At 71.2% G+C, this 13525-nt stretch carries 13 protein-coding genes; 6 read left to right on the top strand and 7 right to left on the bottom strand.

Going from position 1 to position 13525, the window contains the following annotated elements; translation table 11 throughout:
* Positions 1 to 65: 65 nt before the first annotated feature.
* From Actob_RS16085 to Actob_RS16075, 3 genes are read left to right on the top strand one after another with little or no spacing between them, the layout of a single operon-like run.
* Positions 66 to 1289: a glycosyltransferase family 4 protein gene (locus Actob_RS16085; protein WP_284920997.1), complete on the top strand. Its 1224-nt coding sequence runs from the start codon at positions 66 to 68 to the stop codon at positions 1287 to 1289.
* A complete protein-coding gene (locus tag Actob_RS16080) occupies positions 1286 to 2134 on the top strand; it encodes a glycosyltransferase (RefSeq protein WP_284920996.1) in 849 nt (282 codons plus the stop codon). The genes Actob_RS16085 and Actob_RS16080 overlap by 4 nt, the downstream gene beginning before the upstream one ends.
* Entirely contained in the window at positions 2127 to 2789 is a 663-nt protein-coding gene (locus tag Actob_RS16075; protein WP_284920995.1) for a polysaccharide deacetylase family protein, read from the top strand. Before Actob_RS16080 ends, Actob_RS16075 begins: the two co-directional genes overlap by 8 nt.
* Positions 2790 to 3000: 211 nt before the next feature.
* Here Actob_RS16075 and Actob_RS16070 read toward each other — a convergent pair whose 3' ends face one another.
* From Actob_RS16070 to rfbA, 6 genes are all read right to left on the bottom strand, one after another.
* The gene (locus Actob_RS16070) at positions 3001 to 3918 is read right to left on the bottom strand and encodes a glycosyltransferase (protein WP_284920994.1); all 918 of its coding nucleotides are present in this window, start codon (positions 3916 to 3918) and stop codon (positions 3001 to 3003) included.
* Positions 3915 to 4991 (bottom strand): GNAT family N-acetyltransferase, encoded by a 1077-nt coding sequence (locus Actob_RS16065; RefSeq protein ID WP_284920993.1) that lies wholly within the window; start codon positions 4989 to 4991, stop codon positions 3915 to 3917. Before Actob_RS16065 ends, Actob_RS16070 begins: the two co-directional genes overlap by 4 nt.
* 6 nt (positions 4992 to 4997) lie before the next feature.
* A complete protein-coding gene (locus tag Actob_RS16060) occupies positions 4998 to 6338 on the bottom strand; it encodes a UDP-glucose dehydrogenase family protein (protein WP_284920992.1) in 1341 nt (446 codons plus the stop codon).
* On the bottom strand, positions 6338 to 7837 hold the full coding sequence (locus Actob_RS16055) for a sugar transferase (RefSeq protein WP_284920991.1): 1500 nt from the start codon (positions 7835 to 7837) through the stop codon (positions 6338 to 6340). The genes Actob_RS16060 and Actob_RS16055 overlap by 1 nt, the downstream gene beginning before the upstream one ends.
* 315 nt (positions 7838 to 8152) lie before the next feature.
* Positions 8153 to 8764 carry a dTDP-4-dehydrorhamnose 3,5-epimerase family protein gene (locus Actob_RS16050; protein ID WP_284920990.1) on the bottom strand — a complete coding sequence of 204 codons (612 nt, stop codon included), beginning with the start codon at positions 8762 to 8764 and terminating at the stop codon, positions 8153 to 8155.
* Entirely contained in the window at positions 8761 to 9645 is an 885-nt protein-coding gene (rfbA, locus tag Actob_RS16045) for a glucose-1-phosphate thymidylyltransferase RfbA (protein ID WP_284920989.1), read from the bottom strand. Before rfbA ends, Actob_RS16050 begins: the two co-directional genes overlap by 4 nt.
* A 45-nt stretch (positions 9646 to 9690) precedes the next feature.
* Between rfbA and rfbB the strand changes: the two genes are divergently transcribed.
* Together rfbB and rfbD are read left to right on the top strand one after the other, a co-directional pair.
* Positions 9691 to 10668 (top strand): dTDP-glucose 4,6-dehydratase, encoded by a 978-nt coding sequence (gene rfbB, locus Actob_RS16040; protein ID WP_284920988.1) that lies wholly within the window; start codon positions 9691 to 9693, stop codon positions 10666 to 10668.
* The gene (gene rfbD, locus Actob_RS16035) at positions 10668 to 11489 is read left to right on the top strand and encodes a dTDP-4-dehydrorhamnose reductase (protein WP_284920987.1); all 822 of its coding nucleotides are present in this window, start codon (positions 10668 to 10670) and stop codon (positions 11487 to 11489) included. The genes rfbB and rfbD overlap by 1 nt, the downstream gene beginning before the upstream one ends.
* Here the strand turns inward: rfbD and Actob_RS16030 are convergent.
* On the bottom strand, positions 11461 to 12237 hold the full coding sequence (locus Actob_RS16030) for an SDR family oxidoreductase (protein ID WP_284920986.1): 777 nt from the start codon (positions 12235 to 12237) through the stop codon (positions 11461 to 11463). The genes rfbD and Actob_RS16030 overlap by 29 nt on opposite strands.
* A 214-nt stretch (positions 12238 to 12451) precedes the next feature.
* On the opposite strand from Actob_RS16030, the gene Actob_RS16025 reads away from it, so the two are divergent.
* Positions 12452 to 13054 carry a GNAT family N-acetyltransferase gene (locus Actob_RS16025; RefSeq protein WP_284920985.1) on the top strand — a complete coding sequence of 201 codons (603 nt, stop codon included), beginning with the start codon at positions 12452 to 12454 and terminating at the stop codon, positions 13052 to 13054.
* Positions 13055 to 13525: the final 471 nt, after the last annotated feature.

Below are 13525 nucleotides of genomic sequence, written 5' to 3'. Positions count from 1 at the left end.
GAGCACGTTTCTGAAATGTTGTTCGCGTGATGGGATCGAAGCGCCGACCGAGCGTCGCTATTTTGGTGGCCAACCTGCCCGCCGAGAAGGACCGCCGGGTCATTCGCGAATGCCTCAGCCTGGAGGCCGCCGGCTTCGACGTGACGGTGATCGCACCGCGCGGTGACCGTGGTCTCAAAGTCCTGCCCGGCAGCCAGCGGACCCGGCTGCGGCCCTACCCGGTGCTGCTCTACGGCAGCGGGTTCGTCTCGTTCGCCGGGGAGTTCCTCTGGTCGTTCGTGTGGATCACCATCCGGCTGCTCGGCGAGATCTTCCGCGGCCGGGCGCAGGCCGTGCAGGTGTGCAACCCGCCGGATGTCTACTTCCCGCTCGCGCTGCTGGTCCGGGCGCTGGGCAAGCCGTGGGTGTTCGACCACCACGACCTCTCCCCCGAGGTGTACATCTCCCGCGGCGGCGATCCGAACCCGCTGGTCTCCCGGCTGCTGGTCGCCTTCGAGTGGCTGACGCTGCGCACCGCGACGGCGGTGTTCGCGACCAACGAGTCGTTCAAGGAGAACGCCGTGCGCCGCGGGGTCGACGCGGACAAGGTCACCGTGGTGCGCAACGGGCCCGCGCACGCCGAGATCGCCGGCAAGGCCGGACCCGACGGGGCCCGGGCGGACGGCCCGCATCGCGTCGTATATCTGGGCGTTTTCGGTCCACAGGACAATGTCGAGGGTGCCGTGCTGGCCGCCGAGGAGCTGATCCGGCTGCGCGGCCGCACCGGCTGGCGGATGGTCCTGGCCGGTGACGGCGAGACCGCCGCCGCGCTGCGCGAGCTGGCCACCGCGCGCGGCCTGACCGACGTGGTGGAGTTCACCGGCTGGCTCAACGGTCCGGAGGTGGACGCGCTGCTGCGCGACGCCACCGTGGCCATCCAGCCCGACCTGCCGACCCGGATGAACCAGCTGTCCACCATGGCCAAGACGGTGGAGTACCTGGGCCGCGGGGTGCCGGTGGTCGCCGTCGACCTGATCGAGACGCGGGCCAGCGTCGGCGACGCCGGGCTCTACGTGAAGACCGGCGACCCGGCCGAGTTCGCCGAGGCGATCAACACGCTGCTCGACGACGCGGCGTTGCGCGAGCACATGCACCGGGTGGGCAAGGAGCGGTTCCGCGACTTCCTGTCCTGGGAGCACCAGGCCGAGAAGTACGTCGCGGTGTGGCGCCGCCTGCTGAAGGTGCCGGCCGCCACCATCCCGGGCCAGCGCCGGCCGGTCGGCGAGACCACCCCGGCGGACGTGCCGTGACCAGCGTCGTCATCGCCGCGCACAACGAGGCAGCGGTGATCGGCCGCTGCCTCGACACGCTGCTGGCCGACGCGCGTCCCGGCGAGTTCGACGTGACGGTGGCCGCCAACGGCTGCACCGACGACACCGTCGCCGTGGCGGCGGCCCGTGGCGTACGCGTCCTCGATCTCCCGGAGCCCGGCAAACCCGGCGCGCTCAATGCGGCCGACGCCGTCGCGTCCGGTTTTCCGCGCGTCTATCTGGACGCCGACGTCATGGTGAGCACCGACGGCCTGCGCGCGCTGGCCGCCGCGGCGCGGGACCGGACCCCGGCCGCCACCGCCCGCCGCGAGCTGGACCTCACCGGACGGCCGCTGCTGGTCCGGGCGTACTTCAGCGTCCACCGGCACCTGCCGGCGCTGCGGACCGGCCTGTTCGGCCGCGGCGTGATCGTGTTGTCCGAGGCCGGGCGCGCCCGCTTCACCCGGTTCCCGGACATGGTGGCCGACGACCTGTTCGTCGACTCGCTGTTCACTGTGGACGAGAAGACCCAGGTGGCGTCCGTGTCGTCGCTGGTGGCGACCCCGCGCAGGACGCGGGATCTGATCCGCCGGCTGATCCGGGTGCGGGCGGGCAACGCGGCGATGCGGGCGGCCGCCGCCCGCGGTCAGATCACCGCCGACGTACGCCCGGCCGGCCGCTCCTCCTGGCTCAAGGATGTGGTGCTGCGCCGCCCGTGGCTCGCGCCCGCCGCCGTCTGCTACGCCGGCATCACGCTGTACGCCGCCGGTCAGGCCAAGCGCCGCCCGGACACCGGCTGGGGCCGTGACGAGTCCTCCCGGATCCAGGAGGAGTCGCGTGCCTGAGCAGATCAACATCCTGTTCCACGGCATCGGCGAGCCGCGGCGCGAGCTGGAACCGGGCGAGGAGCAGTACTGGATCAGCGAGGCCGCCTTCGCGGCGATCCTGGACGAGGTCGCCGGCTGGCCGGACGTGAACCTCAGCTTCGACGACAGCAACACCTCGGACGTCGAGATCGCCCTGCCGGCCCTGCTGGAGCGCGGCCTCACCGCCGAGTTCTTCGTCCTGGCCGGCCGTCTCGACCAGCCCGGCAGCCTCGGCGCCGACGACCTGCGCACCCTGATCAAAAACGGGATGCCGGTCGCCAACCACGGCATGTGGCACCACCCCTGGCGCGGCATGGACGACACCACCACCAGGGCCGAGCTGGCCGAGGCGCGGGACCGCATCTCCTCGATCATCGGCCGGCCGGTCACCCGCGCGGCCTGCCCGCTGGGCCGCTACGACCGCACCACGCTGTCCTCGCTGCGCCGGCTGGGCTACACCACCGTCTTCACCAGCGACCGCCGTCCGGCGACACCGGGCCGCTGGTTGCAGCCGCGCTTCAGCGTCTACCGCGACGACACCCCGGAGTCGGTCCGGGCCGCGGTCCAGCGTTCCCGCGAGCTGCGCCCCCGGCTGCGCAACGCCGCCGCCGGCGTCGTCAAACGCTGGCGCTGACCGCTTCCCCGGTCCGGGTGCGCCGGACCGCGGGCCGCCTCGCGTTCCCGGTACGCCCACCGGCGCGTGACCGGTGCCGGCGTGCTCGCGGGGCCGGGTCCCGCACCCGCCCGGGACGCCGCCGCGGAGCGAGCCCACGGCGGGGCTCCCGGTCGTACCGAAAACCGGTCCGGCCGGGAGCCGAGCGGGCCGTGGGTGGTAGCGCTGCTGGTCAGGACCAGCGGACGACGCTGGCCGGTCCGGGCCGCTCCCGCAGCCGGGACGGGGTCAGCAGGTCCCGGGTCGCGGCCCGGCTCGGGCGCTTGCCGAGCAGCGCGCGGCTGGACTCGCGCAGCACCAGGGCCGCCCACAGCGCGCCGGCCCGGGCCCGCCCCTTGCGCTTGCGGTGCAGCCGGACCTTGTTGAGGGTGAGCAGCGACCACAGTCCGGGCGACACCCGCGAGTCGCCCTCCAGGTGGATGGCCCTGGCGGCCGGCACATAGCGGGTACCCAGGCCGGCGTCCCGCGCCCGCAGGGCGAAATCGGTCTCCTCGGAGTAGAGGAAGAACGACTCGTCCCATGGGCCGCAGCGTTCCCAGCACTCCGCGCTGACCAGCATCGTGGACCCCTCGGCCCAGTCCGCGAAGCGCTCCTCGGAGTACAACCGCTCGTCTGCCACCACCTCGCCGAGCGGGCCGAAGCGCCCGGCCCGGCGGGCGCCGAGGAACGCGTCGCCCAGGGTCCGCAGCACGCTCGGCTCGCGGCGCATGGTGTAGATCAGCTCGCCGTCGCCGTCCACGATGTTCGGCACCGCGATCCCGGTCCCGGGTACGCGCAGCGCGTCCAGCAGTGTCGAGATGCAGCCCGGCGCCAGCCGCACGTCCGGGTTGAGCACCAGGATCGCGTCGTGGGCCGGTGACGCGGCCACCGCCGCGTTGATCCCGGCCGCGTATCCGGCGTTGCGGCCCATCTCGACGACCGTCGCCTCCGGGGCCAGCCGGCGCACGGTGGCGACGCTGGCGTCCCGGGAGGCGTTGTCGGCGACCGCGAGGTGCCACTTCACCCCGTCCAGGCCCACCCGCAGCCCGTCGATCAGGTCGGCGAGCAGCCGCTCGCTGTTGTAGGTGACCACTGCGACCAGCACCGTCATCGGGAGGCCAGCCTCGCCTTCAGCCCGCGGAGCACCTTGCCGGTACGCCCGCTCTTGAGTTTCTCGCCCAGCGCGCCCTGCTTGATGGTGCGGGACAGCGCGGTCTGGGTGCGCCGCGCGGTGGTGACCGGCCAGGAGCGGCCGACCCGGCCGGCGGCGACCGGGGTCTCGTCGTTCATCAGCCGGGTCTTGTAGAGCGCCTCGGACTTGCCCAGATCGATCCGCTGAAGGCCGTCGGCGGCCCCGGCCTCGGCCATCCGCAGGCAGAGCAGGATGCCGGCGGAGTACTTGGCCAGGTCCACGTCGTAGGCGGGGAACCAGTAGGCCAGCACCGACGGACTGCGCAGGCCCAGGTGCGCGGCGACCGGCCGGTCGCCCGCGTAGACGGTGGAGACCACCGCGCGGCAGTCGTCGGAGGGGGACGCGAGCAGTTCCTCGAGGACGCCTTCGATCCACGGGGTGTCGAACCTGTCGTACTGCTGGGTGCGGCGGTACTGCGCGGACTTCCACTCGCGCAGCGCGGCGAGCGCGCCCGGGTCGCGATCGTCCCAGGCGAACCGTTCCTCGCCCACCTCCCGGCCCATCTTGCGCTGCTTGCGCAGCGTCTGTTTGACCAGGTCGCCGGACCGGTTGCGATCCTCGACGTACGCCGGGTAGCCGTCGCGCAGGTTCATCAGCGGCGACCCGGTCGTCTCGGTGTGGTACCCGGCGAACGGGGCCTGCCCGGCCATCAGGTGGTCGAACTCCCACACCGGCAGCCGGCACGCCTTGAGCAGCACCACCGCGTCCCAGCTGAACCCGGCCCGGTGCACCAGTCCCTGGCAGTCGGTGATCCCGAAGCCGATGGGCACCCCGACCACCCGGTTGCGCACCTCGAACGGGAAGAAGCCGGCGATGCCGCCGGACTCCTCCAGGACCGCCACCCGGGCGGACGGCCGCTGATGAGAAACGGCCAGGGTGAACTCGGGCGCCAGGAACGGGTTCTGCAGCTCGGGCTGGTCCTTCTGGAACTGCCGCCACGCCGCGAGCTCACCGGGGCCCAGCTCGTCGGGGCGGACCACGGAAATCTTCACTGTTGCTTACACTCCCTGCACGATGGGGCGGCCGAGGGCCCGGTACTCCCAGCCGGCGGTGCGCCAGCTGGCGGGGACGAGGGCATGCCGCCCGTCGACGATCTTGGCGCGGCGCACCACGGCGGCCATCGCCGACGGTTCGATCTCGCGGAACTCGTTCCACTCGGTGAGCAGCACGACCACGTCGGCGTCCCGGGCGGCGTCCAGCGCGCTGGTGGCGTAGGTCAGCTCGGGGTGCACCCGCCGCGCGTTGTCCATCGCGGCCGGGTCGTAGACGACCACGTCGCCGCCCATCCGCCGCAGCGTGGCCGCGACGTCGAGGGCCGGCGCGTCCCGGATGTCGTCCGAGTTGGGCTTGAACGCGGCGCCGAGCGCGGCGATCCGCTTGCCGGCCACGTCACCGCCGCACAGTTCGACGACCAGATCGACGGTACGGGCGCGGCGGCGCCGGTTGATCCCGTCGATCTCGCGCAGGAAGCCGACCGCCTGCCCGACGCCGAGCTCCTCGGCCCGGTGCGCGAACGCCCGGATGTCCTTGGGCAGGCAGCCGCCGCCGAAGCCGAGCCCGGGACGCAGGAACTTGCCGCCGATCCGCTCGTCGTAGGCGAGGGCCTCGGCCAGGTCGTGCACGTCGGCGCCGGTCGCCTCGCAGATCTCGGCCATCGCGTTGATGTAGGAGATCTTGGTGGCCAGGAACGAGTTGGCGGCGACCTTGACCAGCTCGGCGGTCTGCAGGTCGGTGACCTTGACCGGGACGCCCTGCGCCAGGACCGGCTCGAACGCGGCGCGCAGCCGCTGCTCGGCCCAGTCCGAGGTGACCCCGAAGACCATCCGGTCCGGTTTCATGGTGTCGTCGACGGCGAAGCCCTCGCGCAGGAACTCCGGGTTCCAGGCGAGTTCGACCCGGTCACCGGCCGGGGCCAGCTCGCGCAGCAGGCCGGCGAGGCGGGCCGCGGTGCCGACCGGCACCGTCGACTTGCCGACCACCAGGGCGCGACGGCGCAGGTGCGGGGCGAGCGTGGTGACAGCGCTGTCGACGTACCGCAGATCGGCGGCCTCGGATCCCGCGGCCTGCGGCGTCCCCACGCAGATGAAGTGGACGTCGCCGAAGGCGGCGGCCTCGGCGAAGTCGGTGCCGAACCGCAGGCGGCCGGACTCCAGGGCCTTGGCGAGCAGCTCGGGCAGGCCGGGCTCGAAGAACGGCACCTCGCCGGAGCTCAACTTCTCGATCTTGGCGGCGTCCACGTCGACGCCGAGCACCTCGAAGCCCATGACGGCCATGCAGATCGCGTGGGTGGCGCCGAGGTAACCGGTGCCGATCACGGTCAGGCGCGGGCGGATGGTCATCAGTAAGCCCCCGAGCTGCGCAGGACCGCGCTGACGGTACGGAACAGGATGGCGACGTCCATGGCGAGCGACCAGTTCTCCACGTAGCTGAGGTCCAGGCGGATCGACTCCTCCCAGGACAGGTCGGAGCGGCCGGACACCTGCCACAAGCCGGTGAGGCCGGGCTTGACGACGAGCCGGCGGAGCATGTCGGACGGGTAGCCGGCCACCTCGCGGGCCAGCGGCGGGCGCGGGCCGACCAGCGACATGTCGCCCTTGAGCACGTTCAGCAGCTGCGGCAGCTCGTCGATGGAGAAGCGCCGCAGCCAGTGCCCGATCGGGGTGATCCGCGGGTCCTCCTTGATCTTGAAGAGCTCGCCGTCGTGCTCGTTGAGCGCCTGCAACTCGGCCAGCCGCGCCTCGGCGTCGACCACCATGGTCCGGAACTTGTACAGCATGAAGGTGCGGCCGTCCTTGCCGACCCGCTCCTGCTTGAAGATCGCCGGACCGCGGCCGCCCCTGCCGAACATCACCAGACCCGCGGTGACCAGCAGCAGCGGCGAGAGCAGGAAGAGCAGCAGCGCGGCACCGAGCCGGTCGAAGGCGTCCTTGACCACCCGGGCGCTGCCCTTGAGCTTGGGGTGCTCGACGTGCAGCATCGGCAGGCCGTCGACCGGGCGGATGGTGGTGCGGTCGCCGGCCACGTCGACCAGGGTGCTGGCCACGATCAGGTCGATCTCGTCGCGCTCCAGCTGCCAGGCGAGCCGGCGCAGCGCGGCGCCGTCGATCTCCGGGCAGGCCAGCACGATGACGGTGTCCGCGTCGGACCGGGTGACCGCCGAGTTGACCGCGTCGAAGGTGCCGTAGACCGGCGGCATGCCGGCGGTGAACGCCTTCGGGTTCGGGGTGACCGGCAGGCAGGCGCCGATCACGCCCAGCCCGTGGAAGCGCTCGCGGCGCAGCCGGCGGGTCATGTCGGAGACGGCTTTCTCGTGCCCGACCAGCAGCACCCGGTGCAGCCGGTCGCCGCGGGCCCAGGAGCGGTGCAGCCGCTGCCGGAACAGGTAGCGGGCGCCGAGGTCGACCACGATGGCTAGTGGCAGGGCGATGCTCACGTAGCCGCGCGCCAGGCGCAGGTCGAAGACGAACGAGACGATCGCCAGCACGGCCATCAGCGCCAGCCCGGAGCGGAACACCCGGGCGTACTCGTCGGTGCCGACGAACAGGTGCCGCGGCTCGTAGGCGCGGTTCACCGACAGGCAGATGATCCAGGCGAACGGCAGCACCGCGGTCAGCAGCACGTAGCCCTTGATGTTCGGCTCGGTCTGGTTGTCCGGGCCGAACCGCAGGACCAGCGCCCAGCAGGCGGCGCCCAGTCCGACGGCGTAGTCGATGAGGTAGAGCACCCGGGAGTATCGGCTCTGCCAGCCGGCCCGGGTCTCGCCGGCACGTCGTCCCCGCCGGACCTGATCAGCTCGATCGCTGAGGTCGACGGTGGCCAGCGACTCGATTGTCTGCACGCCTCTGCCCCCATTGGCTGCGGTCAATCCATTACACAATTTTACCGGCAAACCGGACATGCCGGTCACCATGTGACGCCGAGGCACCTACCGCACTCAGCAGTGACCGGTCGGTCACGCAACGCCAGACCCACCGGACACAAGAGACAGACTGCTGAACCCTACCCATCGCGCGCTACAGCTTTCCGCACGACGCGAATAGCTATTCGGATGAGGTGCCAAAGAGTAAGACACGCAAGGCCTCCAGTTCGGACGCGTCCGAATTCCAGGCCGCCTTACTACAGGGATCTACGCGAGTCAATCATCCACACCGGACTATTGACTGTCATCAAAATGACGCATTGTTTCGACATAGTCACGACATGTTTCGTACCGCGGGAGCAGGCCGGCCTCCAGCGCCTCGGCCAGCGACGGCGCGGCGGCGTCCTTCGCCGACAGCGACGGCGCCTCGACCGGCCAGGTGATCGCCAGCGCCGGGTCCAGCGGGTGCACCCCGTGCTCGTGCCCGGGCCGGTACGTCGACGAGCAGAGGTAGGCCACCGTGGCCCCCTGGGTCAGCGCGCAGAACGCGTGGCCCAGTCCCTCGGCGAGATAGACGGCCCGCCGCTCCCGGTCGTCCAGCGGCACCGCCTCCCACTGCCCGAAGGTCGGTGAGCCGACCCGGATGTCGACCACCACGTCCAGCACCGCACCGGCCACACAGGTCACGTATTTCGCCTGGCCCGGCGGCACGTCGGCGAAGTGGACGCCACGCACCACGCCGCGGGTCGAGGTGGACAGGTTGGCCTGGGCGAGGTTCAGCGGGTGCCCGATCGCCGCGGCCAGGTGATCGAAGCGGTACCACTCCAGGAACGTGCCCCGGTCGTCGCCGTGCTGCACCGGGGTGACCTCCCAGGCGCCCTCGATGGTCAGCGGCCGGATCTTCATCGGGCACCGCCGAACGGGCCGGTCTCCAGCAGCCGCTCCAGGTACGTCCCGTAGCCGCTCTTCAGCAACGGTTGGGCCAGCTCACGCAACTGATCGTCGGTGATGAACCCGTGCCGCCAGGCGGCCTCCTCGACACAGCCGATCTTCAGTCCCTGCCGCTCCTCGATCACCCGGACGTACTCCGAGGCCTGCACCATGGACTGGAACGTGCCGGTGTCCAGCCACACCGTACCCCGATCCAATACGGTCACGTCGAGGCGGCCGCGGCGCAGGTACTCCTCGTTCACCGCGGTGATCTCCAGCTCGCCCCGGGCGCTGGGCACCAGGCGTTCGGCGATCTGCACGACGTCGGCGTCGTAGAAGTAGAGGCCGGGCACGACGTACGTGGACTTGGGCTTCTCGGGCTTCTCCTCGATGGACAGCGCCTTGCCGGCCGCGTCGAACTCGACGACGCCGTAGCGCTCCGGGTCGGCGACCGGGTAGGCGAAGACCCGCCCGCCGGCCGGCTCGGTGAACGCCGCGAGCTGCCGGCCCAGGCCCACCCCGTGGAAGATGTTGTCGCCCAGGATCAGCGCCACCGGCTCGTCGCCGATGAAGTCCGCACCGATCCGGAACGCCTGGGCGATCCCGTCCGGTTTCGGCTGTTCCGCATAGGAGAGCGACAGCCCGAATCGGTCGCCGTCACCGAGCAGACGCCGGAAATGCGGCCGATCCTCCGGGGTGGTGATGACCAGGATCTCCCTAATTCCCGCGGAGACGAGTGTGGTCAACGGGTAGTACACCATCGGTTTGTCAAAAATTGGCATGAGCTGTTTCGACATGGCCATGGTGATGGGCCACAACCGGGAGCCGGTACCACCGGCCAGCAGAATTCCGCGCACTGAGGAAGACTAAACACAGTGGAAGCGGTAGTACACTCGCCCGCTGTGCAGATTCTTGTGACCGGAGGCGCCGGTTTCATCGGTTCGGCCTATGTGCGAGCGGTACTGAAGGATGATTTCCCAGGTGCGGTCGGCGCATCGGTGACCGTCTTGGACCTGTTGTCCTATTCGGGCAACCTGGCCAACCTGCCGGTGACGGATTCCCGACTGACCTTCGTGCGCGGCGACATCGGCGACGCCGACCTGCTGCGTGATCTGCTGCCCGGGCACGACGCGGTGGTCCACTTCGCCGCCGAGTCGCACGTGGACCGGTCGATCAACAGCGCGGTACCGTTCGTCACCACCAACGTGCTCGGCACCCAGGTGCTGCTGGACGCGGCCCGCGCCGCCGGGGTCGGCCGCTTCGTGCACGTCTCCACCGACGAGGTGTACGGCTCGATCGACGAGGGCTCGTGGACCGAGACCTGGCCGCTGGCGCCGAACTCGCCCTACGCCGCCTCGAAGGCCTCCTCCGATCTGCTCGCCCTCGCGGCGCACCGGACGCACGGCATGGACGTGGTGGTCACCCGCTGCTCCAACAACTACGGCACGCACCAGTTCCCGGAGAAGGTCATCCCGCTGTTCGTGACCAACCTGCTCGACGGCAGGAAGGTGCCGCTCTACGGCGACGGCGGCAACGTCCGGGACTGGCTGCACGTCACCGACCACGTCCGCGGCATCCAGCTCGCGCTGGAGAAGGGCCGGGCCGGCGAGGTCTACAACATCGGTGGCGGCACCGAGCTGACCAACCGTTCGCTCACCGAGAAGCTGCTCGCGGCCTGCGGCGCGGACTGGGACATGGTCACGCCGGTGCCGGACCGCAAGGGTCACGACCGCCGCTACTCGCTGGACATCACCAAGATCAACACCGAATTGGGGTACGAGCCGCGGGTCACCCTCGACGAAGGGCTGGCCGCGACGGTCACCTGGTACCGCGAGAACCGGGACTGGTGGGAGCCGCTCAAGTCCCGGGCCGGGCTCTGATGCGCTGGCTGATCACCGGCGCCGGTGGCATGCTCGGCCGGGATCTGCTGAAGGTGCTGCACGGCGCCGACGTCGTGGCGGCCACCCGCGCCGACCTCGACATCACCGACCGGTCCGCGGTGCAGCGGGCGCTCGACGGCATCGACGTCGTGATCAACGCGGCGGCCTGGACCGACGTGGACGGCGCGGAGACCGCCGAGGAGCAGGCCACCGCGATCAACGGCCGGGGTGCGGCGAACCTCGCCTCGGTGGCCGGCAAGCGGCTGATCCACGTCTCCACCGACTACGTCTTCGACGGCTCGGCGACCACGCCGATCCCGGAGGACACGGCGCGGGCGCCGATCAACGCCTACGGCCGGAGCAAGGCGGCCGGCGAGGAAGCGGTGCTGGCGGCGGGCGGGTCGGTGGTCCGGACCGCCTGGTTGTACGGCGAGCACGGGCCGAACTTCGTCACGACGATGCTCCGACTGGCCGCCACGCGCGACACGGTGGACGTGGTGGACGACCAGCAGGGGCCGCCGACCTGGTCGTACGCACTGGCGCAGCAGCTGGTGGCGCTGGCCCGCTCGGCCGCGGCGCCGGGTGTCTACCACGGCACCGCGGCCGGCTCGACCACCTGGTTCGGCCTGGCCCGGGCGGTGTTCGAGGAGGCCGGGCTGGACCCCGCGCGGGTCCGTCCGACGACCAGCGACCGGTTCGTGCGGCCGGCCAGGCGACCGGCCTACAGCGTGCTCGGCCACGCCCGGTGGGCGGAAACGGACGTGACGCCGCTGCGGGACTGGCGCGCGATGCTCACCGAGGCGATGCCGGTCCTGCGGTAGGCGAATCGGCTCCCCGACGGCGCAGCCACTGGTCGAAGGTCTCGGTGCCGCGGATGCCCGGGCCGCTCGGCAGGTTGCCGCCGGTGGCCATCGCCTTGCCGGCCCTGCCCGGCATCGGGAGACTGAGCACCCACTTGTGCGGCCCGTGGGCGCGGGCCACCTCGCGCACCAGGGCGCCCATCTCCAGGACCTCCGGACCGGCGATCTCGGCGGCCATCCCGGCCGGTGCGCCCGCGGCGAGCCGGACCAGTTCGGCGGCCACCTCGCGGGCCGCGACGGGCTGGCTGAGCATCCTCGGCACCACGGCGACCGGCCCGCCGAACCGGGTCAGCGACTGCACCGCGAACTCGTGGAACTGCGCCGCCCGCAGCACCGTGGTCGCCACCGGCCCGGCGAGCGCCACCCTCTCCTGGTGGAGTTTCGCCTGGTAATAACCCCACGCGACCCGGTCCACCCCGATGATCGAGAGCAGCACGTGGTGTTTCACCCCGGCCCGCACCCCGGCCTCCTGCAGGTTCCTGGTCACCGTCTCGAAGAACGCTGTCGCCTTCGCGCCGTCCAGGGTGGTCCGGTTCGTCACGTCGATCACCACGTCGGCCCCGCGCAGCGCCGCGTCCAGCCCGTCCCCGCCGATCACGTCGATCCCCCGGGACCGCGCGATCACCACGACGTCATGCCCGGCCCGCTCCGCCTCGGCGACCACCAGCCTGCCCACCCAGCCGGTCCCGCCAGCCACCGCGATCCGCATCTCGCCACCTCCACAACCGTCACCACCCGAGCTTCGTAACAGGACTGCCCAGCAGCGAACTTTGTGACAGTGACCCAGGACACCCTGGCCCGGCGGGCGTTGCAAGCCCACCCCGCGGGCCGCACGATCACCGCTACCCGCCTTCGGACCGGCACCGGCTGGCCGAATGGGCGCGGTCACGCCGCGGCTGGCGCCGGCGAGCGATCATGGCCGGGTGGAGATCACGACCTGGTACCTGGAGCAGACCGACGCGGCCGAGATCAAGGCGGGTGCGGCGCCGGGCCTGCCCGTGGACGTCGTGCGTGCCGAGATCCCGTCGCCGGAGCTGAGCCGCTTCCTCTACACCGCCGTCGGCGGCGACTGGTCCTGGACCGACCGGCTGCCCTGGACCCGGCAGCAGTGGCAGGACCACCTGGACCGGCCCGGCCTGGAGACCTGGGTCGGCTACGTCCGGGGCACCCCGGCCGGCTACTTCGAGCTCGACGGAACCCGGCCGGGTGCGGTCGAGATCGTGTACTTCGGGCTGCTCCCCGCGTTCATCGGCAAGCGCCTCGGCGGGTTCCTGCTCACCACCGCCCTGGAGAAGTCCTGGTCGCTGCCGGCCCGCTGGCCCGCCCTGCCCGCCGCCGAGCGTGTCTGGCTGCACACCTGCAGCCTCGACAGCCCGATCGCCCTGGCCAATTACCGGGCGCGCGGGCTGCGCGTCTACCGGACCGAGACGGAGCCGGCACCGGTATCCGGCGAAACACCCGGCCCCGCCACCGAACCCCTGGTTCTGCCCACTTTTCGTGATCGATTCGGCTCCTCCAGCATGTAGGCGGCGTCTGTCAGAGTCGTCTGAATGGATGACAGCGGAGTGGTGACGCCGGATGGTTGTGCCGTCGAGGTGTATTCGCACCTGCCTGTGAACGGGGAACCGGACCTGATCGACTCGATCGTTGGCTCGACGATGCCCACGGTTGGTTCGTCGCCGGGCGCCATAGGTCCGAGCCTGCTTCCCTCTCTTAGCTTGCCCTACCTTCCACTCCACCCCGACGCCGCTGCGGACGAGGCCGCTGCGTCACCGAGGGCACTACGGTGCGTGCCGGCCACCGCGCTGAGCGCGGGCAGCGACGGGATCCAGCGCGCGTTCTCTGCGGCAGACGAGGACGTTGTCATGGATGTGCGTTCTCCGGATCGGACCGATATGCCGACCAGGTCACCCCGAGCTTGTTTCCGGGTTTTCCCCGATGGCCGGCAGGCACGATTTGTTGAATTATCGCTGTGTGACGAAGCGGTGGAGGCACCT

The sequence above is a fragment of the Actinoplanes oblitus genome (genome assembly GCF_030252345.1).
In the GTDB taxonomy this organism is placed as follows: domain Bacteria; phylum Actinomycetota; class Actinomycetes; order Mycobacteriales; family Micromonosporaceae; genus Actinoplanes; species Actinoplanes oblitus.
Note: the sequence above shows the minus strand (reverse complement) of the source record. Positions and strands in the feature narration are given on the sequence as shown.

Excerpts from the sequence above, each read along its gene's own strand:
- Actob_RS16030 (WP_284920986.1), bottom strand. The coding sequence starts at position 12,237 with ATGCGGATCGCGGTGGCTGGCGGGACCGGCTGGGTGGGCAGGCTGGTG.
- Actob_RS16070 (WP_284920994.1), bottom strand. The coding sequence starts at position 3,918 with ATGACGGTGCTGGTCGCAGTGGTCACCTACAACAGCGAGCGGCTGCTC.
- Actob_RS16060 (WP_284920992.1), bottom strand. The coding sequence starts at position 6,338 with ATGACCATCCGCCCGCGCCTGACCGTGATCGGCACCGGTTACCTCGGC.
- rfbD (WP_284920987.1), top strand. The coding sequence starts at position 10,668 with ATGCGCTGGCTGATCACCGGCGCCGGTGGCATGCTCGGCCGGGATCTG.
- Actob_RS16050 (WP_284920990.1), bottom strand. The coding sequence starts at position 8,764 with ATGAAGATCCGGCCGCTGACCATCGAGGGCGCCTGGGAGGTCACCCCG.